Genomic DNA, 23,091 nt, shown 5'->3' with positions numbered 1-23,091 from the left:
AGCAGACTCATAGGGGGCTGGATGTTTACCACAGATACCGCAGAAAACAATAATTTGACCGTTATGCCCGTTATCTGCGTAGGGCTAGGGGGCACCGGGCGAGATGTTCTGGTACGCATTCGCCAAAATATCATTGAAGAATTTGGTTCCTTGGCCGATCTACCCATCGTCAGTTTTGTGCAAATTGATACCGATCGCGGGGGGCCCATTCCCAGTTACCGAGGCCAAAGCATTGAATTTACCCCGGCTGAGGAAGTCCATATCCGCGTTTCCCTCAACGAAGTCAATGAATTTAAGCAGAACTACGAACGGCGGAAAAAAAATACCTATGTGCAAAATTCCGACGACCATATCCTTGAATGGTTTCCCGATCAACTGATTCGCAACCTCAGCGCCATTGAGCAGGGAGCAGGTGCCGTGAGGGCAGTGGGTCGTTTTGCCCTCTTCAAAAATTATGATCGGGTGGTGAGAACCTTGAACTTAGCCCATGGCCGTGTGGTTGGTGCTGATGCGGGTGCCCTGATTGCCCGTGGCATCGAAGTCAGGCCGGGGTTACGGGTTTTTGTGGCGGGTTCCCTGTGCGGCGGTACCGGTAGCGGCCTGTTTCTCGATATCGGCTACATTCTGCGGCGGCTCTTTGCCGAAAGTGTGCCCAACTTTGAAACCTACGGCTACTTTGTCGTCAGTCCCGATCTCTACGGTGGCAACGATGTCGTCAAGGCCAACTGCTACGCTGCCCTCAAGGAATTGGACTATTACACCCGCAAGGGCACCATTTTTAATGCCCAATACCCCGGCGAACGCCGTCTAGGGGAGTCTCGCCCGCCCTACGACTACATCTACTTGATGTCCAACGCCACCCCCGGCGGCACATTCATCATTCCCCCAACGGATCCCAACGCCAAGGGCAAAATCGCCAACACCATTGCTCAGAAAATTTGCCTCTTTTTGAGTAGTAGTGCGACGGCTGCCGCTGCAATCTCTGCCCGTGACAATTTGCGTTCCATTGATGCCACCGAAGAATACGATAAACACCCCCGCCCAAATCGCCAGCGCTACATGGCCACTGGACTGGCGAGCATTTACTTCCCCCAAGACAAGATCAATTTGCTGGCCGCCAACCAAATCAAAATTCAAGTGTTAGAGTTCTGGAAAAATGGTCTTGGTCAAGCCCCCACTAACAGCCAAATGCAGCAGTTCTATACAAGTCAATTTGACTGGGGGACGGATGATCTAGGGCAACTGCTGAAACAACGGTTAGAAAAAGTCCCCGTGCAGGGAGGAACGCTAAGTGCCAATTTAGAACGCTGGCGCAACGATCAATATAGTCAAATTAGTGCAGCCCAATCCCGTGGGCAACAAGATCTGTTAAAAACGCAATTTCCCCAGAATGCCATGGCACTGCTGAACTATGTGCGCCCTGCAGAGAACAGCAAAGAACGGGGGGTTTGGCTCACGCCAATTGTTGAGCACACGTCAGACGTGACCAATGACATCAAAGCCAGTATTGAAAAATTTCTAGAGCAAATCCTGCAACCAGATCACCAATTCTTTGGCCTCGACAATGCCATTAACTGGCTACAGGGACTCAAGACTAACTTCGAGCGTGTCCGTGCTCAATACGAGGCGAATCGTCCCCAAAATGCTGATGCGGAACTGCGCAATATCACTACCCAACTGCAAAATGAGGTGCAGGCAATTCAGGGGCAGCTTCTTCCCTTTGGCAAAACGGCAAAAATTCAAACTGCCTTTCGGGTGGCTGTGGATCAAGTGCTGACCCTCGCTCGCCAAAATTACCAATCGCAGGTGAGTCGTCAAGCCCGGGTGGCTACAGAAGACCTGATTGTATTTACGAATCAAAAAATTGCCCAGTTGGTGCAGTTACGCAACTTCATCCAAGAAAATATCCTCGTACTGCAACGGCGGGGTGAAAAGCTCTCGGAAGTCAATGTTCAAGAGCGAATTGGCTTGCCCATTGTCAATCCCCAAGACACCGAAAATGCGATTAATGCGGTGTTGCCCCCCAAGGAAGGGGAGCGGCGCTTGGCTCTGGAACAGCTTTCTACTGAGGTGATTCAAAAAGCAGTGGTTGTCAGCACAGAGGCGCCACCGAGCTTAGAACGCTTCCTCAAACCCCAGTTTACAGCGGAAGTTCCCATTGCCCTTGATCAAGTGGTGGACAGACGGATTTCGACCTTGATGCTGGCACTGCGGGGATCGGCAATTCAGCGTTTTATGGAAATGGGCAGCCGCGAGCAGTTGATTGCGTATTTAACATCGCTGAAGAATCAGTCGGACATTCTGCTGCCTCTGAATCTTAATGACGGCTATTTTAACAACGCCCCCCATAAGCGAACGGTCTTCATTGCCTATCACCAACCCCCCACAGAGGATGCCTATGTGCAGGCCTTTACCCAACTGCTGACGGAAACAGGGATACTGGGGAATGCACAGCGGGTGCAATTGCCGGCGTCAGAACAGCATCAAGTGATTTTCATGACGGAGTATGCCGGCTTTCCCCTGCGGTTGATCAATGATTTGACGGCCAAGAATTTCCAGTATGCCTACGAAAACCGAGGCGACGCGGGCAATTTTGACGCCCTGCATACCAATAAAACGATTACGCTCACGGATATTTTGCCGCCCCCGCCAGAAGTGGTGCGGGAAGTGCAGGAGCTGTTCTTTAAGTGCCTCGGCTTGAGAATGTTTGCCCTAGAGGGCGATAATCTTGTCTTTGATCCTAAAAACAAGGGCAGGAAAATTACCTTTGGGAATGATTGGTCAGTCGTTATTGATCAATTAACTTGGGTGCAGATTCGCAACCAAGATCAACGTACCATGACATTAACAGATGTCCTTCACCAACAACTGAATGGGGTAATTGAGCTTCTAGTGAGTAATCCCCCGCAATGGCAAAAGGACTATCGGCCACATGTGATGACACTCATTGAGGAAATTCGCGCCTATCCACCCGATCACATTAACTTTGCCATGGTGCCAATTGTGGCAGGGACAGAGATTCAAGGTCTCACGGAGATTGCCCAAAAGGGCATTCTTGAGGAGTTGATTGAGGAACTGGACAAACGCATTGAGGATCGCTGGAGCCGAACATTGACCTCGGGTACAACTCGGAGCGATCGCCTACTCAATCAGTCACCACCCCCTGAGCAACAAGATGTTGACGCGGCAGATGAGGATGATCAAGACAAACTAGAGCAATAACGCATTGTTTTCCCTGAGGTAAAAAGAATGGAGCTGTTTAGCCTGTTTCTAGAAGAGGTGCAGGGTTCGCCCATCCTCCAACTCTTTATTGGCACGCCGATCCTCATTGCCTTTATGAGTGCTGTGCTGCGGTGGCGCCTTTTTTTACGGTTAATGGAGTTTATCCGCTGGCAGTGGGCTGTGGCCAGTGAGACGACACAAGCGCCCGTTCTCATTCAGAACCTGCGGCAGCGGATGACGCGCTGCTTAGAAAAGTACGACGAGATCAATACAGTTACCTTGGTGGACTACATGCTTGGCCAAGAACGGCTGTGGGGCATGTCCCTAGAACAAATTGAGTACCTGACACGGGTAACCCCCAACTTACTGATTGCGATTGGGTTGCTGGGCACGTTTTTGGGAATCACGATCAATGTCTTTAGCATCATCGACAACTTGGGAACACTGGATATTTCTGCCCTTCAAGGGGAAAATCCTGCCCAACAGAATGTTGTGATTCAGGAATTGTTCACTCGGTTCCGTCAGCCGCTGCGGGGAATGGCGCTGGCCTTTGTGTCGAGTTTGGTCAGCCTTTCGCTGGGAATTTTGCTAACCTTTATCAATTCTATTTGGAATACCACTTTGGCACGGCGGCACTTTTTCACAGCTGTAGAACTGTATCTGGATCATGAACTAGCTAGTGAACAACGAAACCCCACTGGACGGTTGATTAAATCCATTGATGACAACTTTTCTATCTTTTTAGAGAACTTCCATGAAACTGTCACTAGCGCAATTAGAGAACCCCTCGAGCGGGAATTGGCCAATCTTAGGCAAATGTACAGCAGGAATATTGAGCTAGCGGAGAGGGTCTTTGCCAGAATCGATAACGCAGCGGGCAATCTTGTGTCTGGGGCAAATATCTTTCAGACCGCAGTGCAGACATTGGAAAATAGCGAGTTTGCGGAGAAATTTAGTACGGCAACACAGCAACTTGCGCAGTTTATTGATCAGTTGACGACAGCGGCGGCGCGATCGCAAGAACTGAATAGTCAAGTGATTGCCCTGACCACCAAGGTTTCAGAAACCCTAGAGCGGGTCAATCGCACCCACGTGAATTTTGAGGAAATTGCCAGCGATCTCAGCACCACCACGACCACCTTTAGACATATTCACGACATGGTTTTGGGCTTGGTCAACCAGATTGAGCAGGTGAATCGGCAAGTGGCGCAGAAGTCCACGGAACTGGCACAAGTCGCAGATCAACTGACGGAACTGCTGGCGATCGCCCAAAGATCACAAAATACCCTGAGCCAAAATCAACAGGAACTCCTAACGATGCTGCGCTCTATGGAGCGACTTAGTAATGATGTTGGCCAACACCTCCTCCAAGGGAATGAGGAACTGCGGCAAGTGCGTTTTGGTGTTAGCAAGTTTTGCACGGAAGTGTCCAATATTATTGAGCAGAACAAAACCAGTCAAGAGCAGTTGCTCACTCTTTTGAGGAAGAATACCTCCCATGTCGAACAACTGAGTACAGCCGCAAACCAAATTTCCCGTGTCACAGAGCAGTTGGATCGGCAATATAAATCCCTCACCGACCAGTTAACAACTCTCAGAAATAGCTTTGAAAACTATCGCAAGCAACGCTCCGCAAGCGATGGCGATCGCCAGAGCCAGATCAAAGCCCTTGAGAAGTGCCTAGAGCAAGTGACGGATCAAATTACCCAAGTGGTCAACGAGCAGTTAAGCCAATTGAAGAAACACAGCCAAGACTCTAGCCAATCAATGACCAAAGCCGTTCAATCCCTTGAGCAAATCAATGGCAACTTGGTGACTCTCTCCCAAAAAATTACACCCGCTCCCACGCAAACTTAGGTAATTGTCTATGCGCCCACTCCGTCGCTCTTGGCAACAGGAATCAGAGGACTTCAACCCTTGGATGTCCTACACGGATCTGATGTCTGGCAGCTTGCTGATTTTGAGCTTAATCACGTTTTTCATGATGATTTTTATGATTGTTAATCAAAAACAAGTGAATGAACTGAGAAAACAGCTTCAAACCCAACAGACTGTCCAAGGACCGCCGCCGATTCTCTTTATTCCAGATAATGAAAAATTTCGTTTCCCTGCGGGCAGTGCGCAACTCTCTGAACCGTTTCGCCAATACATTTGGGTAAATTTAGCCTCAATGGTTATGGATACCCGTGAAAAGTATGGTATTGACACCGTGGAAATCATTGGCCATACCGACGGCCAGCCCAATCAAGGCAGTGGCAGTAATCTCGATACATTGCTAGAGCAGGCGGCAGCCAGTAATACATTGAACCGCTTGACCCCCGGCTCGAATGCTGATCTCGGTCTAATGCGGGCACTGGCGATCGCCAACGAACTCCGCAAGGCCCAAGCAAAACAACCCAAACTGGCTGGCCTGAAATTTCGCGCCTACTCTGCGGGGCAGCTCTACTTGCTCAATGGTCAACTCGCACCAGCGAACCGCAATCCAGATGCTTCCCGGCGTCGTATCGAAGTGCGCTTTACCCGCACAGGAGAAACCCGAACAGCTCGTTAAAATCAACGTTACGGATTTTTACGTCGGGATTGGGCACGGGATATTTTGGAAAAGGGCTGTACTAAACGCCAATCCTTGCCTTGCTAGAGCAGGCGGTAGCCACCCATACATTGAACCGCTTGACCCCCGGATCGAATGCTGATCTCGGCCTGATGCGGGCACTGGCGATCGCCAACGAACTGCGCAAGGTGCAAGCAAAACAACCCCAACTGGCTGGCCTGAAATTTCGCGCTTACTCTGCGGGGCAGCTCTACTTGCTCAATGGTCAACTCGCACCAGCAAACCGCAATCCAGATGCTTCCCGGCGTCGTATCGAAGTGCGCTTTACCTGTATGGGTAGCACAGAAACCGCCCGCTCAACCAATTGCCAACCTAAGGATCAGTGGTCGTGGCAGCTTCTTCCTCTTTGGGGGGCGTTGCCGCCCCACTTGGACTCGGGGCAGGGTTGGGGGGTGGTGGCTGAGTTTCTCCTAGGGAAGTGGCATGGAGTGCCAAGAATTGCTGCTCAAGCTCCTCACTCGAAGCCAGTAGGCGGCTGAGGATTTTAATGAGGCGTCGCAAATCAGACTGGAACGATTCATCGCCCGTGAGTTTGAGCAAGTCATTCGTGAGTTTTTGGGCATTGATAAATGTTGCCCGTGCTGCATCTAGGGTTTGGGCGATCGACAGCATAATGATAGGACTGCTCAGTGTCCCAGAGACTTTATTGAGATTGGCTGCTGCTTCAGCACCATTTTTAATGAGGGCATCCAAATTGGCCAATAATTCCCCCTGCTCCAGCTGCTTGGTCAGGGGACGAAGGGCATGAAGCGTGGTTCTCAGATCGCGGGCCGCGCCATCAATGTTGCGCAAGGCGGAGTTAATCGTGTTGCGGTTGACCTCAACCATTTCACTGATCTGGTTGGCCGCACGGGTCACCGCTTGCGAGGCTGTGCCAAAATTCCGTAGTTCAGCACGGGCTTCATTACTGAGGGCGTTGAAACTATCGAGGGCAGTGGTCACCTTCGTTAGGGATTGATCGGCACGATTGACGGTGCGGGTTGCGCCCAGAATGAGGGTATTGGCGTTATTGATAATCCCTGATTCTTCCAGCGCTAGGGTAAAGCGGGTAGCTGCCCGTATGAGGTCTTCGAGGCTGGCTGTTCGGACGCCCGTCACGCGATCGCCATTGCAGTAAATTAAGTCTGGTTGGCACTTGGGGGCAAAGGCAGTGACGCCCTCGGGAATCTCCGGTACTCGCTCCTTGGGGGTAAAGTCCAAGAAAGCCTGACCAATAAAGCCCGACTGGCGAATCTCCGGTACAGCACTACGGGGAATCAACACATTATTGACGCGCACACTCACTTGGACACCATTGGCGTCAAACCCAATGGCCGTGACGCGACCCACTTGGACACCGCGATAGCGCACCTGTGTCCCCACCGCTAAGCCGGGTGCTGTATCCAATTCCACCTCAAGGGTGTAGCTATTGGTACCAGCAAGGTTGCCCCGCAACCAGAGTAGGCCGACCCCTAATGTGGCTAAGCCCGCAAGGATCACCAGACCCACCAAACTTTCCTGCACACGCCGTGACTGCATCATAGGGATAGATCACCGCAAAAAATTTTTGGAATCTATAGCAACTATAGTTTACTCTGGACGCCTTGAATCGCCGCTTTTTGCCAGTGCTCTCCCCAAATTAGGGTGTGCATTTGCCAATTGGGATCGGGTTGGGGGTAGTCTTGACGGTAGTGGCCTCCGCGGCTTTCCTCCCGAAAGAGGGCACTTTTGAGAATTAAGTAGGCAATGTCCAAGAGATTGCGTAGCTCGCCCCATTCCCAAAGAGTTGTCTGGGCGGCTGTATTGCTGAGGGTATAGCAGTGATTGGGGTTGAGTTCACGAAGGGCGATCGCAATCGGATGAGCCAGCAATTCTTGGCGCCATTCCTTCACTTGGGAAAGAGCGGCCATCAGCGTGGGAGCATCGCGACAAATGCCAGCACTTTGCCACAGGAGTTCCCGCAAATCTTGGCGCCACTGCCGAAAACTCACTGGCTCAATTTCAAGGGCTTGCTGGCTAACAGGGGACACCGCCAAGGGAAGGGGCTGAGGGTGCAGATGTGCCAGTTGAGCTGAAAAGACAAAGCATTCCAAAAGGGAGTTACTCGCAAGGCGATTGGCACCGTGGACACCAGTACTGGCAACTTCACCAACGGCATAGAGGCCGGGAAGGCTGGTCTTGGCCTGTAAATCGGTGACGACTCCTCCCATCCAGTAATGGGCTGCTGGAGACACGGGAATGGGTTGCTGTTCAACATCAATGCCCCACTGCCGACAGACAGCAATGATTTTCGGAAAACGGTAGTGCAGGCGATCGCGAGAAATCGGTCGTAAGTCCAGCCAGACATGGGGGGCATGGCTCTGCTGAAGGTGACGGTAAATGGCGCGACTGACAATATCCCGTGGTGCCAGCTCGCCAGCAGGATGGTAGTCCGCCACAAAGCGATGCCCTGTGTGGTCTATGAGATGTGCCCCTTCACCGCGCACTGCTTCACTGATCAGAAATCGCGGTGCTCCCTCAACGGCAAGAGCGGTGGGATGAAATTGGAAAAACTCGACATCCCGAATGTGTGCTCCTGCCCGCCATGCCATTGCCACACCATCGCCAGTGCTTAAGGGGGGATTCGTGGTTTGGGCAAAAACTTGACCGCCGCCCCCCGTGGCGAGAACAACTGCCCCCGAGCGCAGCCACTGAAGTTGTCCCTGACGCAACAGACACACCCCACAGCATCGCCCCGACTCTAGCCACAGATCAAAGACAAAGCTATTGGGCAGAAGCGTGATATGGGGTGCAGCAGTGACCTGTTCGAGCAGTGTTGTAATCAGGGCTTGACCTGTGGTGTCAGCGGCATGAAGTACCCGAGGACGAGAATGAGCCGCTTCGAGGGTCAGAGCCGGGCGATCGCCCACGCGATCAAAAGCTACCCCCATCGCCAAGAGCCGCTCCACCTGTGCCGGTGCCTGCTCAACCAAAAACTGGACACTCACTGGATCACAGAGGCCAGCCCCCGCAGCAAGGGTATCTTGGGCATGGAGTAGGGGAGAATCCGCCGGGTCAATGGCCGCAGCCATACCGCCTTGTGCCCAGCCACTGGCAGATTGTCGAAGGTCAGTTTTGGTAATCAGGCCAATGCGATAGCTAGGGGGAAGGGCAAGGGCAGCACTGAGACCCGCAGCACCACTGCCAATGATTAAGACATCAAATCCAGAAGTTGCGGGAGTCAACGCTAACCCAAAGTTGATCTAATGAGGGTAGTTATTTGTATAGCCCATTATTATAGCGATCGCCACCCTCAACGAGAGCCGTTTCCACCTCGGTCACCGTAAAGTGATCCAAGTTTTCCCGCAGAATTTCCTTTTGCCGCTCCGTCAAGCCGGGAATATTCAGGACATCTTCAACGGATTGGTAGGGGGCATTTTTAACGATTAACTTAGCTAGGGTTGGGTATAACCCCCGGTATTGAATAAAGGCGGCAATGTTGGTATTGTTAAGGTCAATTTTTTCACCATAGGCAGTGCCAAGTTTCTCATCTATCACATTGACCAGTTCTTCCTCGGTGGATGCAGTTGCCGCCAAGGTTGGGGCACTCCAGTTGATCCAGCCCAACAGGCTAACGCCCACGAAGTAAGCCAGTGCTAGCCAGCGGCCCAAACGTTGCATAATTCCTTTACCTCCCAAATCTCACAGGTCATTACAAAAAACAGCGGTTCATTAAGAGTCAAAGCAAAGAACTGACCACATCGCACAGCGAGCGCAGGCGGCGGTAGCCGATCGCCAGCAGGGTGACAGAGGAAACTGAGGCATCACGCCCACAATAGACTGATGTCTAGACTGCCCCCTACAGGTGATTCAATAATATCAGAGGGAGGCCGTCCCTTAATCCCTTTTTTCAGGTGTTTAGTGCAGGGTGTCCCTCCCTTTGATGGCTTGGGCAAGGAACCGATGGAGGTCATCAAAGCTGCCCACATAGGCGGGTACAGGAGCATCATAGCCCTTGAGGTTCAGCACTTGGGGTCGAAAGGGGACAACGGTTGGACAAGACTGCACAAGGTAGTGGTAGGTGGTTGCCCCCATAGCCAGATCAGCGGCAATGGTTTTGGTGGCACTCTCAAGGCGAAAGGCGGCGTTAACGGTATCTCCCAGAGCAGTATAGTCGGGGCGATCGCCACTCCCCGTATTACCCACCATGGCATAGCCCGTATTCAAACCAGAACCAATGCGCAGTGGCCACGGCAAGGGATAGTGCTGGTGCAGTTCTCCTGTCATCAGCCGTAAATCCTCTAAGGCAGAGAGGGTGTGGCAAATTTCTTGATAGCCAATCTCCTCGCTTTCGTGGATCCAAACCGCCATGACCGCATCGCCAATGTACTTATCAACCCAACTGCCGTACTGACGAATAATCTCGCCCGCCCGATGAAACCACGTGCCAATTAGCTCCGACAGTAGCTCCTCTTCGAGTTGCCGCGTCAGCTTGGTAAAGTCACGAATATCCACCACCAGAACCGTCAACAGGCGGCGGACATGGAGCAGTGCTGTGGAGGAGCCTTCGGATTGAGGCAAAGACAGAGTGGCATTTTCGGCAAATAGGGAGGCAAAGGGTTCGTTAAAAAAGTCCAGTTCCGTTTGGCCAAAGGTAATGCGATCGCCATTGTGCAGGGCAACGGGAATACTGACGCGGCGACCATTGACGAACGTGCCATTGCGACTGCCGAGATCAATGAGATAAAACTCCCCCTGTCCCATGCGCTGAATCATGGCATGGTTCCGTGACATCCAGCGATCGCTGAGCACAATGGAATTGTCTTCACTGCGGCCAATGGTCCAGCAGTTCCCCCCTGTCAAGGGAAAATAACAAACCGTGTCCTCACTCACCAGTGCCAGATGGGGTTCTGAGGGGGGTGGGGTCTCAGGGTGAACGACCTCAGGGGCGCCGGGAATCTGCGAGAGGGTATGGCGGAGTTGATTAATAATTTGCTGCTGACGCAAAATAATCGCCACTAACTGTTGGGCAGGTAAGGTCTCGAGGATCTTTTGGTCGGGCAAGTTAAACGTCAGGTCAGCATCCATGGGGGGTAAAATAGGAGAAACACTTTTCATCATTGAGAAATTACAGTGGGTCAGCTCTCCCCCCAGCGCCACCGATGTGTAGATGTTTCAAAGTCAAATCCAGCAATAGATCCAGTCTAGCAAAGGAGCTTTGTCTGCCTCAATAGACACCGTCTGTGCAGCAGCGATTAACCATAGAGCGATCGCCAGAGGAAGCATTAGGTCAGCCTTTATGCTTGTAAAAATTATTAACCTTTCCCCTAGGGTTGGGTTGAAGCCCATCCGCTAAAATGATGGCAGCTTTGGGAGGGATTGCTCTCTCCGTGAATGCACTTTGACCTGTCTGCATTTGAGGACAACACTCCATGCGTCGATTGTTAGCCCTACTCCTTGTCTTGACCCTGTGGCTAGGTTTTACCCCTCTAGCCGCCGCTGATGTGGCAGGACTCGTCCCCTGCAAAGATTCTCCTGCCTTTCAAAAACGTGCTGCCGCTGCTGTGAATACCACCGCTGATCCCGCCTCCGGTCAAAAACGGTTTGAGCGCTACAGCCAAGCCCTATGCGGCCAAGATGGTTTGCCCCACCTCGTTGTGGATGGTCGCCTCAGCCGTGCCGGTGATTTTCTCATTCCCAGTGTGCTCTTCCTGTACATTGCCGGCTGGATTGGTTGGGTGGGTCGCGCCTACTTGATTGCTGTGCGCAACAGCGGTGAGGCCAATGAAAAAGAAATCATTATTGATGTGCCCCTTGCCATCAAATGCATGCTCACGGGGTTTGCTTGGCCATTGGCTGCCCTCAAGGAGCTGGCATCGGGTGAACTCACCGCCAAAGACAACGAAATCACCGTTTCCCCTCGCTAGCTTCACTGTTTGTTGACTGTCATAAGGACGACGTACCATGAAACACTTTTTGACCTATCTTTCCACCGCGCCCGTGCTGGCCGCCATTTGGATGACGATTACCGCTGGGATTTTGATTGAGTTTAATCGTTTCTATCCCGACTTGCTCTTCCATCCCCTCTAAGTGAACCCTTAACTTTGGAACAAACTCGGTACAAGGGTGGAACAGCGTTCTGCCCTTTTTTTGTCGCAATTGCTGCCGAGAGGCTATAGAATAGTTATTTGTCCTAAAATAGCAGCCGTAGCCACCAGCGCTGACGCTTGCTGTTAACCCATCCAGTTCAATGAAAGAGGATCCCCATGGCAAAGCGGGTGCAAGTTGTCTTGAATGAAACCGTCAATAAACTCGGGCGAATGGGTCAAGTTGTCGAAGTCGCCCCCGGCTATGCCCGTAATTACCTATTTCCAAGAGGGATTGCCGAGCCAGCAACCCCCAGTGCCCTGCGGCGCGTAGAGCGGCTCCAAGAAAAAGAACGGCAGCGGCTTGCCGAACTCAAAGGCGTTGCTGAAAAACAAAAAGCCACCCTCGAAAAACTGGCCACCATTACCATCTCAATGCCCGTGGGCGAAAAAGATATGCTCTTTGGCAGCGTTACACCGCAAGATGTGGCCGATGCCATCCAAGCCATTACCGGCGAAACCATTGATCGCCGTGAAATGATTCTGCCTGAGATTCGCAAATTGGGCACCTACACGGCTGAAATCAAGCTTCACCCCGAAGTGAGTGTCAAACTCAATATCCAAGTCGTTGCTGATTAGGGCTAGCCTCCTTGATGGTTCAGGAGCCAAGTTTTCAGCTCGATAGCCAACTGATTCCCCCCCAGAACCTCGAAGCGGAAGAGTGGATCTTGGGGGGTATTCTCTTAGACCCGGAAGCCATCAACCGCGTGGTGGATATTTTGCCGGTTGAGGCCTTTTACCTCAGTGCCCACCGCGAGATCTATCGGGCAGCGGTTTCGCTCCACAGTCGCGGCAGCCCCACGGATCTGCTGTGCGTTACCGCTTGGCTACAGGATCAGGGGCTATTGGAACGAGTTGGGGGGCACACCAAGCTGGCGGAACTGGTAGAGCGCACAGTGAGCGCGATCAATATCGATCGCTACGCCCTCTTGGTCAAGGAAAAATACCTGCGCCGTAAGCTTATTGAAGCCGGTACCCATGTGGTGAAGCTGGGTTACGATAACAGCCTCTCATTGAATGTGATCTTGGATCAGGCCGAGCAGCAGATCTTTAGTGTGACGCAGGATCGGATTCAGCAGGGATTGACCCGCACCGATGAAATTCTTACCCGCACGTTTACGGAATTGGAGCAGCGGGCGATCGGTCATATTCAGCCGGGCCTATCCTGCAATTTCTATGATCTGGACAACATGACCCAAGGCTTCCAGCGATCGGACTTGATTATCATTGCCGGTCGTCCTTCAATGGGCAAGACGGCGATCGCCCTACAGATTGCCCGTCGCATTGCCGAAATTCATAATCTGGGGGTGGCGATCTACAGCCTTGAGATGTCCAAGGAGCAACTGGTGCAACGTCTCCTTGCCAGCGAAGCCCGCATTGACAGCAACTATTTACGGGCGGGGCGCATTAGCCAACACCAGTGGGAACCCCTGAGTCGGGCGATCGGTATTCTCTCGCAACTGCCCATCTACATTGACGACACTCCCAATCCCACCCTTGGGGAGATTCGCTCCACTGCCCGTCGTCTCCATGCCGAGCATCCCAATGGCCTCGGCCTCATTTTGATTGACTATCTGCAACTAATGGGTGGCGAAGAAACTACCGAAGGTCGGGTGCAGGAACTCTCCAAAATTACCCGCTCCCTCAAGGGACTGGCGCGGGAACTCAATGTCCCTGTCATTGCCCTCTCCCAACTCAGCCGCAGTGTTGAATCACGGCAAAATAAACGCCCCCTGATGTCTGATTTGCGCGAATCCGGCTCTATTGAACAGGATGCCGACTTAGTGATTCTGCTGTACCGCGATGAATATTACAACCCTGACACCCCCGATCGCGGCATTTGTGAACTCCTGATTGCCAAGCACCGCAATGGCCCAGTGGGCACCGTCAAGCTCCTCTTTGACCCCCAATACACTCGCTTTGAAAACCTTGCCCGCGATTAGTCGAGTGGGGAGAGCGTTCTGTTTCCTCACCTTGGAGGTTCGGTGTCAACGATAATTGCTCGTATCTATACTGGGGTCATGTCCTGATGAGGAAACCCATCAATGCGTACGACTTTTGCTCAACCAGCAACAAAATGTGTCTCGGCCACCTTCAAGGAAGAGGCCAAAGTCAAAGAGGCGATCGAACGACTCTTGAATCGCGGTGTGCTCAAGGAAAATATCTCAATCATTGGCCGCAATTTTCAGTCTGAAGCCCGCATTAGTGGATTTATTACTAAGAAAGATATTATTTTGGATGGCGTCACCACGGGTGCCCTCTATGGCTCGGTGTTTGGTTCACTGCTGAGTTTGCTGACCGGAGTCGGCGTTCTGTTTATTCCTTTTATTGGCGTTGTGGCTGCTGCTGGCCCTCTGGCGGCTGCCCTTTTGGGGGCGACCAGTGGTGCGCTCTATGGTGCTTTGGGCGCCGGCCTAGGATCCGCACTGATTTCCTTGGGGATGCCGCAGGACAAAGCTGCCATTTATCAAACGCGGGTACAGGCAGGTGAATTTTTGCTGGTCGTTGAAGTCCCTGAGGACAAAGCCGGCGAGATTTTTCTCCTATTGCAATCCGCTGGCGGTCAAGAGGCAGCCATTACGGAGATGCAAATTCCGCGTCAGCCTGAGGGGCAGTTGTCTGGGCCAGAGGATATTTCCCCAGAGGTACGCGCAGATCTCTCGGAGGCCGCTCAGTCTAAATTTGTCGAAGCCTACAACGAGGCGCTGAAGGAGTCCAACGATGAAAAAAATGCCCTCATTAAGGCGTGGGAGCACATCAAACGCCTCTTCCAACGGGATGATAAAGGCATCTACGGCAGTTAGGTGTTAGCCCCTGCTTCCCCTTCATTGCGCTTGAGGGGGGACTAACAACTATTGAGTTTGCATGACTTTAATTCTCCTGTGGCCGCGATCCGCCAAACAGCCAATGGAGGTTGACCCCCACCCCCGGCGACCCCTGACCGACAAGACCTGCATTGGGAATACTGCTGCCGACTGCCGTTGATCCATAGAGATCAATGCCTAGTCCCCACTGGGGCACGACGTAACGCAAGCCGGCACTATAGACCCCCATTTGCCCAAAGACCGGCGTGGCTTCGGCAATAAAAGAGATCAATGCCTAGTCCCCACTGGGGCACGACGTAACGCAAGCCGGCACTATAGACCCCCATTTGCCCAAAGACCGGCGTGGCTTCGGCAATAAATTGGAGGTTGCGGACTACCTCAACATTGAGGCCGACCCCCACACCACCGACGATTTTTTGGCTGGGACTAAAGATGCCCAACTTGGGATTCAACAGGAGTGCCACATTCTTGGTTGGCTCATACATAAAGGCCAGTTCCAAGCCGCCTAGGGAACGACTGCCACCTCCCCCCTGCTTAATGCCACGATTAAATGAGCCTTGAAAGGCCAAAGAAAAGGGATCCCCTTGAGCCTGATCGAGGAAACGCAACTTCGCTGCTAGCCCCAACTGCAAGTTACCGCTGTAGTTGATGTTTTCGATGAGGGTTTCGCCGCGTTCCCACTGTTCAACGGCAATGGCAAATTGGGCATCGTAGGCAAGACCAAAGCCCACCTGAAAACCGGTTCCTGTGGTGCCGCTATTGCCCCGCAGGTGCAGCATCCCCGGATCAAGGGTGCTGGGGGAGGTAAGGGTGAGGCCATTAAGTAAAAGCTGGCGATCGCGATCCGTGAGGGGTTGCCGAGGCCCACTGCGAAAACTGGGCAAAAAGGGTGGCGCAAAATCAGGCCCCATATTGGGGGTATAGCTTAATCCCGCCATGACACCCACTTGATCCGCACCGGGCAAAAAAGCCAAGGTACGACTTGCAGGTGTAATGCCAAAGGCGTTGGTGGCTGCCAAATCAATACTCACTGAAGGGTTCACTAGAAAGCGCACACCGGCACTCCACACGGGCAGGTTGACGATCGCGCCATCGCTACTGCGCACGGCATTGCCCCCCGGACCGACGGGCATATTGACATCGGCAAAAAGATTAAAGCGAGGATGGGGCTGCCAACTGATGCCTGTGCCAAAGTTGAAGTTCGTGCCGTAAAATTCTCCTCCCTTGTTCACTGTGTCGGGAAAATAGGTGAGGTTGGGCGTAAAGTGCCACTGCAACTGGGGATTAAAGGAATAGGTCATTGGCGCTTGCAATGAGGCGGCAACCGTCCAAGTACCTGCTTGGGCAGCACCCGGCACAAAGAGGAAATTGTCCGATCGCACCCGTACTGCCTCTAGGGAGCCAGCCACAGCCACCGATAGATTCTCGCCGCGATGCACTTGATATTTGAGACCAGCAGCGATCGCCCCAAACTGAAGGTCGGGCTGTAGCCCCTTCACCAAGCGTCCCAAGGGATCGTCGTAGTAATTGCCACTAAAGCTCACTTGTAAGCGATGATTGATCGCATAGTCAATGGAGCCATAGAAAATTTGCAGACCGCCGCCGCCCCCAGCCACTTGGGGATCATAGTTGCGAATTCCCCCCCGTAGTTCAAGGGTTTGCTCCGGCAGGATATTGGCGGTCTCCAAGTTAAAGAGACGGGTGGGCGGACGCATTAAGGGAGGAATGCGATACTGGGGTTCCTCGGCAATGACGGGTGTCGGTGCCTGCTCAGCTACAGGGGGCAAAATGGGTTGCGCCAGTTCTTCTGGCGTTGCTGGCTGCCACGGGCGATCGCCCCTAGGTTCGGGAACGGCTTGCCATTGGGGCAGTGCTTCCACCGTTGGTGCCACTTCAAAGGTGGGGTGAGTTATTGGCCGAGCCTCAATTTGCCATTGGGGCGGGCTAGATTGCGCCGTTGCCGCGAGGGGCAGCCATACACCTGCACTAAAGCCAAGGGCTAGCGTCCATTTGCCATTCATGCCACATCACTCACACCAGCATCTCTCCCAGTTAAACCGATCGCTCCCCTTTCTGGCAAATTTATTCCCACTCAATGGTTCCCGGTGGCTTGGAGGTAATGTCATAGACCACCCGATTCACCCCCGGCACCTCGTTGACAATGCGGTTGGAAATGCGCTCGAGGAGATCGTAGGGCACCCGTGCCCAATCAGCGGTCATTCCATCTTCACTGGTGACAAACCGCAGCACCACTGGATAGGCATAGGTTCGCTGATCGCCCATTACCCCCACAGTGCGAATCGGCAGCAACACCGCAAAGGCTTGCCAAAAGTCGTGGTACATCTCGGCGCGGTTAATTTCCTGCCGCACAATCAGATCCGCATCCCGCAGAATCTCTAGGCGTTCCGGGGTCACTTCCCCCAGAATCCGAATCGCTAAACCGGGACCGGGAAAAGGATGCCGCCGCACAATTTCTTCGGGCAGACCCAGCGATCGCCCCACTTGGCGCACTTCATCCTTGAAGAGCTTGCGCAGGGGTTCCACCAGCTTAAAGCGCAGGTTCTCCGGCAGACCGCCCACATTGTGGTGGCTCTTGATTTTCACCGCTACGCGCTCGCCGGTTTGCGGGTCAATGTTGGTATTTGCCGATTCAATGACATCGGGATACAGCGTGCCCTGAGCAAGGTAGTCAAAAGGCCCTAGCCGCTGCGACTCTTCTTCAAAAACGCGGATAAATTCATGGCCAATGCGTTTGCGCTTTTCTTCGGGGTCTGTGACGCCCACCAGTTGGGCAAGGAAGCGATCGCGGGCATTGACGTACTCCACCTTGATGTGAAACTGCTCTTGAAAGAGCTTGAGGAGTCGCTCCGGTTCGCCTTTGCGCATGAACCCTTGGTCAATGAACATACAGGTGAGTTGATCGCCAATGGCGCGGTGGAGCAAAAAGGCCAGTGTCGAGGAATCCACCCCCCCCGATAGGGCAAGGAGTACCCGTTTGTCCCCCACTTTGGCGCGCACTTCACGGATCGCTTCTTCGACAAAGGCAGCCGTTGTCCAAGTGGGTTCACAATCGCAAATGTGATAGACAAAGTTGCGGATCAGGGCAATACCGCCCACGGAGTGCACCACCTCTGGGTGGAACTGAACGCCATAGAGTTTCCGCTCTGGATGGGCGATCGCTGCCATTGGCGTGTTGTGGGTATGCGCCAAGACGCGAAAACCGGGGGGTAACTCGGTGACGCTATCACCATGACTCATCCACATAATTGTTTCTTGCTCAACATTCGTGAGCAGATCCGTGGGGTCGTCAATAAAGAGCGCTGCCTTGCCATACTCGCCAGCGGTGGCTCGCTCCACAGTTCCCCCCAACTGTTGCACCATCAGTTGCATGCCATAGCACACACCAAGGATGGGAATGCCGAGGTTCCAAATTTCTGGATCACATTGGGGAGCATTCTCGTCATAGACGGAGTTGGGGCCACCGGAGAGAATGATGCCCTTGGGGGCTAATTGGGCAAGTTGCTCAGCAGTGGTGCGGTAGGAAATGACCTCGGAATAGACTTGGGTCTCACGAATGCGGCGGGCAATAAGTTCGGAGTATTGCGACCCAAAATCAAGAATGACAATAAGTTGGCGTTGCAGGCCTTGGCCGGCGGCTGTGGCGGGTTGGTGGAGGGTGGAGTGAGTCAACGTTGCAATCCTTCTGATCCCAAATGGCTCATACTTTCCAGAATACCGCCCTTTTCTGAAATATGGTGTAGGCAAATGGGGGTGTAATCCCGTCTGAGAGCGGTCTTGGCTTGCATCGTTGGCTGTATCGCTGCTGTGGCTGGCGGAGGAATCTGCCCAACGGTGGTACGATCGCTATCTAAGTAGCGAATGTAACGAATCACCTGCATGAGTGCCCCCCTTACTGTTGAGTCTGTGTTGGCCGTTCTCCGTCCTGTGGAAGATCCCGAGTTACGGCGATCGCTAGTGGAACTCAACATGATCCGCGATGTTGCCATTGAGGATGGCACGGTTCGCTTTACACTGGTACTGACAACCCCGGCTTGCCCCCTACGGGAATTTATTGTTGAGGATTGCAAGAAGGCCGTCTTTACTCTGCCGGGGGTGATGGATGTGCAAGTGGCGGTTACCGCTGAAACGCCGCAGCAAAAGAGCCTGCCCGATCGCACCGATGTAGCAGGAGTCAAGAACATTATTGCCGTCTCCAGTGGTAAAGGGGGGGTCGGCAAAAGTACCGTTGCGGTGAATTTAGCCCTTGCCCTTGCCCAAGCGGGGGCTGCCGTTGGCATTATTGATGCGGATATCTATGGGCCGAATGTTCCCACGATGCTGGGGCTAGAGGATGCCATTGTCGAAGTGCGCAAGGAAGCCAGAGGCGATGTCCTGTTACCTCCGGTAGCTCATGGTTTGAAAGTGGTGTCGATGGCCTTCCTGATTGATCGTGATCAGCCGGTCATTTGGCGCGGTCCCATGCTCAATGGCATTATTCGCCAATTTCTCTACCAAAGCGATTGGGGCGCATTGGACTATCTGATTGTGGATTTGCCCCCCGGCACTGGGGATGCCCAACTCACACTGGCGCAAGCGGTACCAATGGCAGGTGTAGTGATCGTAACAACGCCCCAACCCGTTGCCCTTGGGGATGCGCGGCGGGGATTGCGGATGTTTCAGCAGTTGGGAGTCACAGTCCTTGGGCTAGTGGAAAATATGAGCTACTTTATTCCCCCCGATTTGCCCAATCGTCGCTATGACATTTTTGGCAGTGGCGGTGGCGAAGCCTTGGCAGCGGAAATGGGTGTACCCCTTTTAGGACAGGTGCCTTTGGAATTGCCCGTGCGGGAAGGGGGAGATTTGGGTCAACCGATTCTCATTGCGGATCCGCAGTCTGCTTCGGCGCAAGCCCTACGGGCGATCGCCCAACAGGTGGCGGCACGGGTCTCAGTGGCCGCCCTTAGTCCTGTGGGATGAGCAGTAAGCGGCTCAAGATCAAGAATCCCCTTTTTTGGTGGGCGACTGGCCTCGCCTTAGTTAGCGATCGCCTGACGAAAGCATGGATTGTGGCCACCTATGCCCTAACAGTACCGCCGCAAACAACGCCCATTATCCCCGGTGTCTTTCACATTACCTACGTTACAAATACTGGGGCGGCCTTTAGCCTCTTTGCCAATGGCAGTGTCTGGTTGCGCTGGCTGTCTCTCATCGTGAGCTTGGGTCTGATCACTTGGGCGGTGCTCGGTCCGAGATTAGATCGCTGGCAGCAAGTGGGCTATGGCTGTTTACTGGGTGGCGCCTTAGGCAATGGCATTGATCGCTTTCTCACGGGCGAAGTCGTTGACTTCTTGGATTTTCGCTGGATTCAATTTCCCGTCTTTAACGTGGCGGATATTGCCATTAATATCGGCATTGCGTGTCTTTTGTGGTCGGCATGGCGCCAGCGCTAGCTCGTGCTCCAAGAGAAATCTGCCAAATCCACAAGGAATGTTTCCAGTTCCCCTTGGCGGGTACCGCCGTAGAGGACATTCACTTGATAGACCCATTGATTCGTCCAATCCAGCGCCGTCAACCAGCCACTGCGGCGATGATAAGCACCGGTTTCAATGTCTATCCAGCCAGCACCCCGCACAATTTGTCCTGCTTGGACATCGGGAAACGTAAAGGTAATTGTGTGGCCAATCACAATCGTTTTATCCGCAAAGTAGGGGGTGGGGTGGCCTAAAAACGGCTCACGGATCCAGCAGCACTCTTTACTAGTTTGCTGTGCTAAGGGCAGTGTTGGATCAAGCCCCGCATGGACGATAAACACCGTTCCCAAATCCTGATAAAAAGGCACTCTGTGCAGCCAGTCGAGGTGCTGCCAAAGCAACTCTGTGGAGGTGTAGCTGGCAAGGGTCTCATCCCCACCACTATTCGACCAGACAAAGAGCCGCGCTGGATTGATTTGTTTATTCTCAAAGGTGAGGAGCATCATGTCTTCGTGGTTGCCGCGCACAGCACCATAGCCACACTGACGCACGAATTCCACGACAGCGGCACTACTCGGCCCTCGATCCACAAGGTCGCCAAGAAAGTACAGGCGATCGCCCACGCGAGGTGAAACGAGATCTAGTAAACGGCACAGGCCTTCATAGTGACCGTGGACATCCCCAATCAGAATTAGGCGACTGTCCTCTGGAGATGCTCCGCGATCGCCCACTCTCGTCACTCCTAGGGTGTCGTCACGGGTGTGAGGGACAAAGAATTGGGAGCGGCCGGCACTTGAGTCGTGTTCTCATAGCTAGGACCAAGTAATGTCGCTACTGTCAGCACTTGGGGTGGAGTGGCATCGGGTGGGTAGAGTAGATCCACAGTAACATCCCGTTTTTCACCTGGACGCATATTTAATGTCACTAATGGTTCTCCCCGCTGACCCCGCCGCTGTACCAAATGGACATAGCGCTCTTGCACCTGTCCTAAATCATCGGTAAAGCGAACACGCACCGTTCCCCGGAAAAACACTTGGGGAGCCGGGGGTTCCAAAAATTGGAGGACGACACTGCGGTGATCTTGTTTGAGAGGGGTTTGCAGCGTTAGCACCACCGACTGGAACTGACGGGTATTGTTGACCAAGGGCAAGGTCAAACTATAGTGAACACCATAATTGCCATGGGCGTAGTAGGCGGTGTCTGGATAGCGTACCAACATGGGGGCACTTTGAATTTGACCCGTGCCAAGGGTGCCGCGGTGCAGCGTACTAATGCCATAGGAGATGGCTCGCCCCGGTGCCGGAATCGTTAAAGCCTGTCCATGGGTTTGGCCATCGGTGAGGGTGGCTTGCCAGCGAGAGCCTTGACTGACACCGGCCACACGGCCATAAAAGAAGCGCCCAAACTGACCACTATTGGGGGGCGTGGGTGGAATGTCGCGGGGGGTAACCAGTTGACCGCGATGGAGCATTGCCCACCATTCCTCTAGGGTGGGTGCCCGTTCGGTGCCCTGCTCGTTCATGCGGGCAAACATTGACATTTGCGCTAAGTAAATCGGGCCACTACTTTCTAAATACATCAGGGTGGAACGGCCATTGGAGGAGGAGACCTCACCAAAGGGATTTGTATCCGGGATTAGGGGTAACTTGGGGCCGACGCTGCCATCGGCATTGAGCATAAACTCTGCCCGAACCCGATTGAGTACCGCATTGGGAAATTGAGTGGGCAACGGCAGCGGCAAATTCGCCAGCATCCGCGCTTCGCGAGGGGGAATGGTTATCTGTGAGGGAAAGAATGTCTGCCGTACCCCCCGCAGCACTTGGTTGGTGACGCGACTCCCAGGCCCTGAAAAAACAAAGCCCGTGGGGTTATCGAGCATGGCGGGCAAATTGCGGAAGGGAGCATCTGGCGTACTTAAAAAACTAGCGGCTTGATGAAATCTCACCGTGACATAGCGATCCGTTGGGTTATAGGCCAGCAGCCCTAGATAGAGCGTAGGCGTACTCACCGCCCGATTGGATTGGGTAATGTGGTGGGCAAAGACATCAAAGCGTCCCTCCAAGGGATAGTTGAGGTGAGCCGCCGGTTGCCATTTCCCGTGGGGTGGAAAGGTGGAGAGGAGAATCCCCTCAGAGCGCACCATCTCTGGACTATTGCTGTTAAACACGGGGACATCGTCCAACTTGCCGGGTAAAGGACGAATGTCTTGGGGGAAGTAGGCAAAATTGGTGGGTGTGACGTAGGCCGTTGCCGCAGGTGGCGAGGGGACTTCAGGGGGTCTTAGATTGGCGGGTACAGTATTGGCTTGGACAACAACATTCGAGCGAAGCGAATATCCCTGTACCAGAGTGGATGCATGTTGGGGTGGAGTTGCTAGAGCGGCTTGTGCCACAAGAATGGGAGCAAGCATATTCGATCCAAACCACAGCATTACATGAGTGAGCAGTTCGCAAAAGTCAGGACAGGATCATCGTTTCTGCCCAAAAGTTGCATTCCCAAAGTATAGCCTAGGTTTGTAGAAAATCCGCTCAAGACCGCATAGAGCTCGCGGCATGAACGTAATTCCGGTTTAGCTTGCTGCGCGTAATGCCAGCCTAGAACTGGGTTTCAGACTGCGCCAAGTGCTGATTAGAAAGTGGTCTAGGCCAATTCTCGATCGTTCAGTGTCCTATAGATTGGCCACGCTCAGCACTGGACAAGTTGATGCAGGATAGCCTCTGATCTGCTGGAGGTATTCCTTATTTTAGAGTAAGCTCTGTATCCCTAGATTGGCGTCAAATATTGAGAAAATCTAAAGAAACTCAACAAAGTCTTAAGGTTTTTGCCGCCATGTTTATAATTCTCTCAGAAGCGGTAGT

Annotated in this window: 21 protein-coding genes; 10 read left to right on the top strand and 11 right to left on the bottom strand. The window is 53.1% G+C overall.

Features of this window, described 5'->3' with window-relative positions; genetic code table 11:
- Positions 1-21 precede the first annotated feature (21 nt).
- From RHJ31_RS02395 to RHJ31_RS02385, 3 genes are read left to right on the top strand one after another with little or no spacing between them, the layout of a single operon-like run.
- Positions 22-3,222 (top strand): tubulin-like doman-containing protein, encoded by a 3,201-nt coding sequence (locus tag RHJ31_RS02395; protein ID WP_302677237.1) that lies wholly within the window; start codon positions 22-24, stop codon positions 3,220-3,222.
- 27 nt (positions 3,223-3,249) lie between these two features.
- Positions 3,250-5,079, top strand: coding sequence for a hypothetical protein (locus RHJ31_RS02390; protein WP_302677236.1), 1,830 nt, complete (start codon positions 3,250-3,252; stop codon positions 5,077-5,079).
- 10 nt (positions 5,080-5,089) lie between these two features.
- Entirely contained in the window at positions 5,090-5,773 is a 684-nt protein-coding gene (locus RHJ31_RS02385) for a hypothetical protein (RefSeq protein WP_302677235.1), read from the top strand.
- An 83-nt stretch (positions 5,774-5,856) separates the two neighbouring features.
- Here RHJ31_RS02385 and RHJ31_RS02380 read toward each other — a convergent pair whose 3' ends face one another.
- The 5 genes from RHJ31_RS02380 to RHJ31_RS02360 form a co-directional block, all read right to left on the bottom strand.
- A complete protein-coding gene (locus RHJ31_RS02380; protein ID WP_302677234.1) occupies positions 5,857-6,042 on the bottom strand; it encodes a hypothetical protein in 186 nt (61 codons plus the stop codon).
- A 103-nt stretch (positions 6,043-6,145) separates the two neighbouring features.
- On the bottom strand, positions 6,146-7,354 hold the full coding sequence (locus tag RHJ31_RS02375; RefSeq protein WP_302677233.1) for an MlaD family protein: 1,209 nt from the start codon (positions 7,352-7,354) through the stop codon (positions 6,146-6,148).
- 41 nt (positions 7,355-7,395) lie between these two features.
- Entirely contained in the window at positions 7,396-9,036 is a 1,641-nt protein-coding gene (nadB, locus tag RHJ31_RS02370; RefSeq protein WP_302677232.1) for an L-aspartate oxidase, read from the bottom strand.
- Positions 9,037-9,067: 31 nt separating this feature from the next.
- Positions 9,068-9,472 carry a photosystem II complex extrinsic protein PsbU gene (gene psbU / locus RHJ31_RS02365; RefSeq protein ID WP_302677231.1) on the bottom strand — a complete coding sequence of 135 codons (405 nt, stop codon included), beginning with the start codon at positions 9,470-9,472 and terminating at the stop codon, positions 9,068-9,070.
- A 237-nt stretch (positions 9,473-9,709) separates the two neighbouring features.
- Positions 9,710-10,879, bottom strand: coding sequence for an adenylate/guanylate cyclase domain-containing protein (locus RHJ31_RS02360; RefSeq protein WP_302677230.1), 1,170 nt, complete (start codon positions 10,877-10,879; stop codon positions 9,710-9,712).
- 344 nt (positions 10,880-11,223) lie between these two features.
- Here RHJ31_RS02360 and RHJ31_RS02355 point away from each other — a divergent pair, with 344 nt between their 5' ends.
- The 5 genes from RHJ31_RS02355 (at position 11,224) to RHJ31_RS02335 (ending at position 14,741) form a co-directional block, all read left to right on the top strand.
- Entirely contained in the window at positions 11,224-11,718 is a 495-nt protein-coding gene (locus tag RHJ31_RS02355) for a Photosystem I reaction center subunit III (protein WP_206200909.1), read from the top strand.
- A 37-nt stretch (positions 11,719-11,755) separates the two neighbouring features.
- Entirely contained in the window at positions 11,756-11,881 is a 126-nt protein-coding gene (gene psaJ / locus RHJ31_RS02350) for a photosystem I reaction center subunit IX (RefSeq protein WP_011058244.1), read from the top strand.
- 176 nt (positions 11,882-12,057) lie between these two features.
- Entirely contained in the window at positions 12,058-12,516 is a 459-nt protein-coding gene (gene rplI, locus RHJ31_RS02345; protein WP_149820295.1) for a 50S ribosomal protein L9, read from the top strand.
- 14 nt (positions 12,517-12,530) lie between these two features.
- Positions 12,531-13,880 carry a replicative DNA helicase gene (gene dnaB / locus RHJ31_RS02340; protein WP_302677229.1) on the top strand — a complete coding sequence of 450 codons (1,350 nt, stop codon included), beginning with the start codon at positions 12,531-12,533 and terminating at the stop codon, positions 13,878-13,880.
- Positions 13,881-13,982: 102 nt separating this feature from the next.
- On the top strand, positions 13,983-14,741 hold the full coding sequence (locus RHJ31_RS02335; protein ID WP_302677228.1) for a ChaB family protein: 759 nt from the start codon (positions 13,983-13,985) through the stop codon (positions 14,739-14,741).
- A gap of 67 nt (positions 14,742-14,808) precedes the next feature.
- On the opposite strand, the gene RHJ31_RS02330 is transcribed toward RHJ31_RS02335, so the two are convergent.
- From RHJ31_RS02330 to RHJ31_RS02315, 4 genes are all read right to left on the bottom strand, one after another.
- Positions 14,809-15,033, bottom strand: a complete 225-nt coding sequence (locus tag RHJ31_RS02330; protein ID WP_302677227.1) for a hypothetical protein — start codon at positions 15,031-15,033, stop codon at positions 14,809-14,811.
- Positions 14,978-16,783, bottom strand: coding sequence for a hypothetical protein (locus RHJ31_RS02325; protein WP_302677226.1), 1,806 nt, complete (start codon positions 16,781-16,783; stop codon positions 14,978-14,980). Before RHJ31_RS02325 ends, RHJ31_RS02330 begins: the two co-directional genes overlap by 56 nt.
- Before the next feature lie 61 nt (positions 16,784-16,844).
- On the bottom strand, positions 16,845-18,452 hold the full coding sequence (gene guaA / locus RHJ31_RS02320; protein WP_302677225.1) for a glutamine-hydrolyzing GMP synthase: 1,608 nt from the start codon (positions 18,450-18,452) through the stop codon (positions 16,845-16,847).
- Positions 18,449-18,661, bottom strand: coding sequence for a hypothetical protein (locus RHJ31_RS02315; RefSeq protein WP_302677224.1), 213 nt, complete (start codon positions 18,659-18,661; stop codon positions 18,449-18,451). Before RHJ31_RS02315 ends, guaA begins: the two co-directional genes overlap by 4 nt.
- Between RHJ31_RS02315 and RHJ31_RS02310 the strand changes: the two genes are divergently transcribed.
- Positions 18,660-19,739, top strand: a complete 1,080-nt coding sequence (locus RHJ31_RS02310) for an Mrp/NBP35 family ATP-binding protein (RefSeq protein ID WP_149820305.1) — start codon at positions 18,660-18,662, stop codon at positions 19,737-19,739. The two genes, RHJ31_RS02315 and RHJ31_RS02310, sit on opposite strands and share 2 nt — an antisense overlap.
- Complete coding sequence (lspA, locus tag RHJ31_RS02305) at positions 19,736-20,212, top strand: signal peptidase II (RefSeq protein ID WP_302677223.1); 477 nt, start codon at positions 19,736-19,738, stop codon at positions 20,210-20,212. Before RHJ31_RS02310 ends, lspA begins: the two co-directional genes overlap by 4 nt.
- Here lspA and RHJ31_RS02300 read toward each other — a convergent pair.
- Both RHJ31_RS02300 and RHJ31_RS02295 read right to left on the bottom strand, forming a co-directional pair.
- Positions 20,209-20,964 carry a metallophosphoesterase gene (locus RHJ31_RS02300; protein ID WP_302677222.1) on the bottom strand — a complete coding sequence of 252 codons (756 nt, stop codon included), beginning with the start codon at positions 20,962-20,964 and terminating at the stop codon, positions 20,209-20,211. The two genes, lspA and RHJ31_RS02300, sit on opposite strands and share 4 nt — an antisense overlap.
- Before the next feature lie 11 nt (positions 20,965-20,975).
- On the bottom strand, positions 20,976-22,643 hold the full coding sequence (locus RHJ31_RS02295) for a DUF3370 domain-containing protein (RefSeq protein WP_302677221.1): 1,668 nt from the start codon (positions 22,641-22,643) through the stop codon (positions 20,976-20,978).
- Positions 22,644-23,091 lie beyond the last annotated feature (448 nt).

Source organism: Thermosynechococcus sp. JY1331, assembly GCF_031583475.1.
In the GTDB taxonomy this organism is placed as follows: Bacteria; Cyanobacteriota; Cyanobacteriia; order Thermosynechococcales; family Thermosynechococcaceae; genus Thermosynechococcus.
This window is presented reverse-complemented; position numbering and strand designations above follow the sequence as displayed.

Excerpts from the sequence above, each read along its gene's own strand:
- dnaB (WP_302677229.1), top strand. The coding sequence starts at position 12,531 with ATGGTTCAGGAGCCAAGTTTTCAGCTCGATAGCCAACTGATTCCCCCC.
- RHJ31_RS02335 (WP_302677228.1), top strand. The coding sequence starts at position 13,983 with ATGCGTACGACTTTTGCTCAACCAGCAACAAAATGTGTCTCGGCCACC.
- RHJ31_RS02315 (WP_302677224.1), bottom strand. The coding sequence starts at position 18,661 with ATGCAGGTGATTCGTTACATTCGCTACTTAGATAGCGATCGTACCACC.
- psaJ (WP_011058244.1), top strand. The coding sequence starts at position 11,756 with ATGAAACACTTTTTGACCTATCTTTCCACCGCGCCCGTGCTGGCCGCC.
- RHJ31_RS02390 (WP_302677236.1), top strand. The coding sequence starts at position 3,250 with ATGGAGCTGTTTAGCCTGTTTCTAGAAGAGGTGCAGGGTTCGCCCATC.
- lspA (WP_302677223.1), top strand. The coding sequence starts at position 19,736 with ATGAGCAGTAAGCGGCTCAAGATCAAGAATCCCCTTTTTTGGTGGGCG.
- RHJ31_RS02325 (WP_302677226.1), bottom strand. The coding sequence starts at position 16,783 with ATGAATGGCAAATGGACGCTAGCCCTTGGCTTTAGTGCAGGTGTATGG.
- psbU (WP_302677231.1), bottom strand. The coding sequence starts at position 9,472 with ATGCAACGTTTGGGCCGCTGGCTAGCACTGGCTTACTTCGTGGGCGTT.
- RHJ31_RS02355 (WP_206200909.1), top strand. The coding sequence starts at position 11,224 with ATGCGTCGATTGTTAGCCCTACTCCTTGTCTTGACCCTGTGGCTAGGT.
- RHJ31_RS02360 (WP_302677230.1), bottom strand. The coding sequence starts at position 10,879 with ATGGATGCTGACCTGACGTTTAACTTGCCCGACCAAAAGATCCTCGAG.
- RHJ31_RS02395 (WP_302677237.1), top strand. The coding sequence starts at position 22 with ATGTTTACCACAGATACCGCAGAAAACAATAATTTGACCGTTATGCCC.
- RHJ31_RS02375 (WP_302677233.1), bottom strand. The coding sequence starts at position 7,354 with ATGATGCAGTCACGGCGTGTGCAGGAAAGTTTGGTGGGTCTGGTGATC.
- RHJ31_RS02295 (WP_302677221.1), bottom strand. The coding sequence starts at position 22,643 with ATGCTTGCTCCCATTCTTGTGGCACAAGCCGCTCTAGCAACTCCACCC.
- RHJ31_RS02310 (WP_149820305.1), top strand. The coding sequence starts at position 18,660 with ATGAGTGCCCCCCTTACTGTTGAGTCTGTGTTGGCCGTTCTCCGTCCT.
- RHJ31_RS02385 (WP_302677235.1), top strand. The coding sequence starts at position 5,090 with ATGCGCCCACTCCGTCGCTCTTGGCAACAGGAATCAGAGGACTTCAAC.
- rplI (WP_149820295.1), top strand. The coding sequence starts at position 12,058 with ATGGCAAAGCGGGTGCAAGTTGTCTTGAATGAAACCGTCAATAAACTC.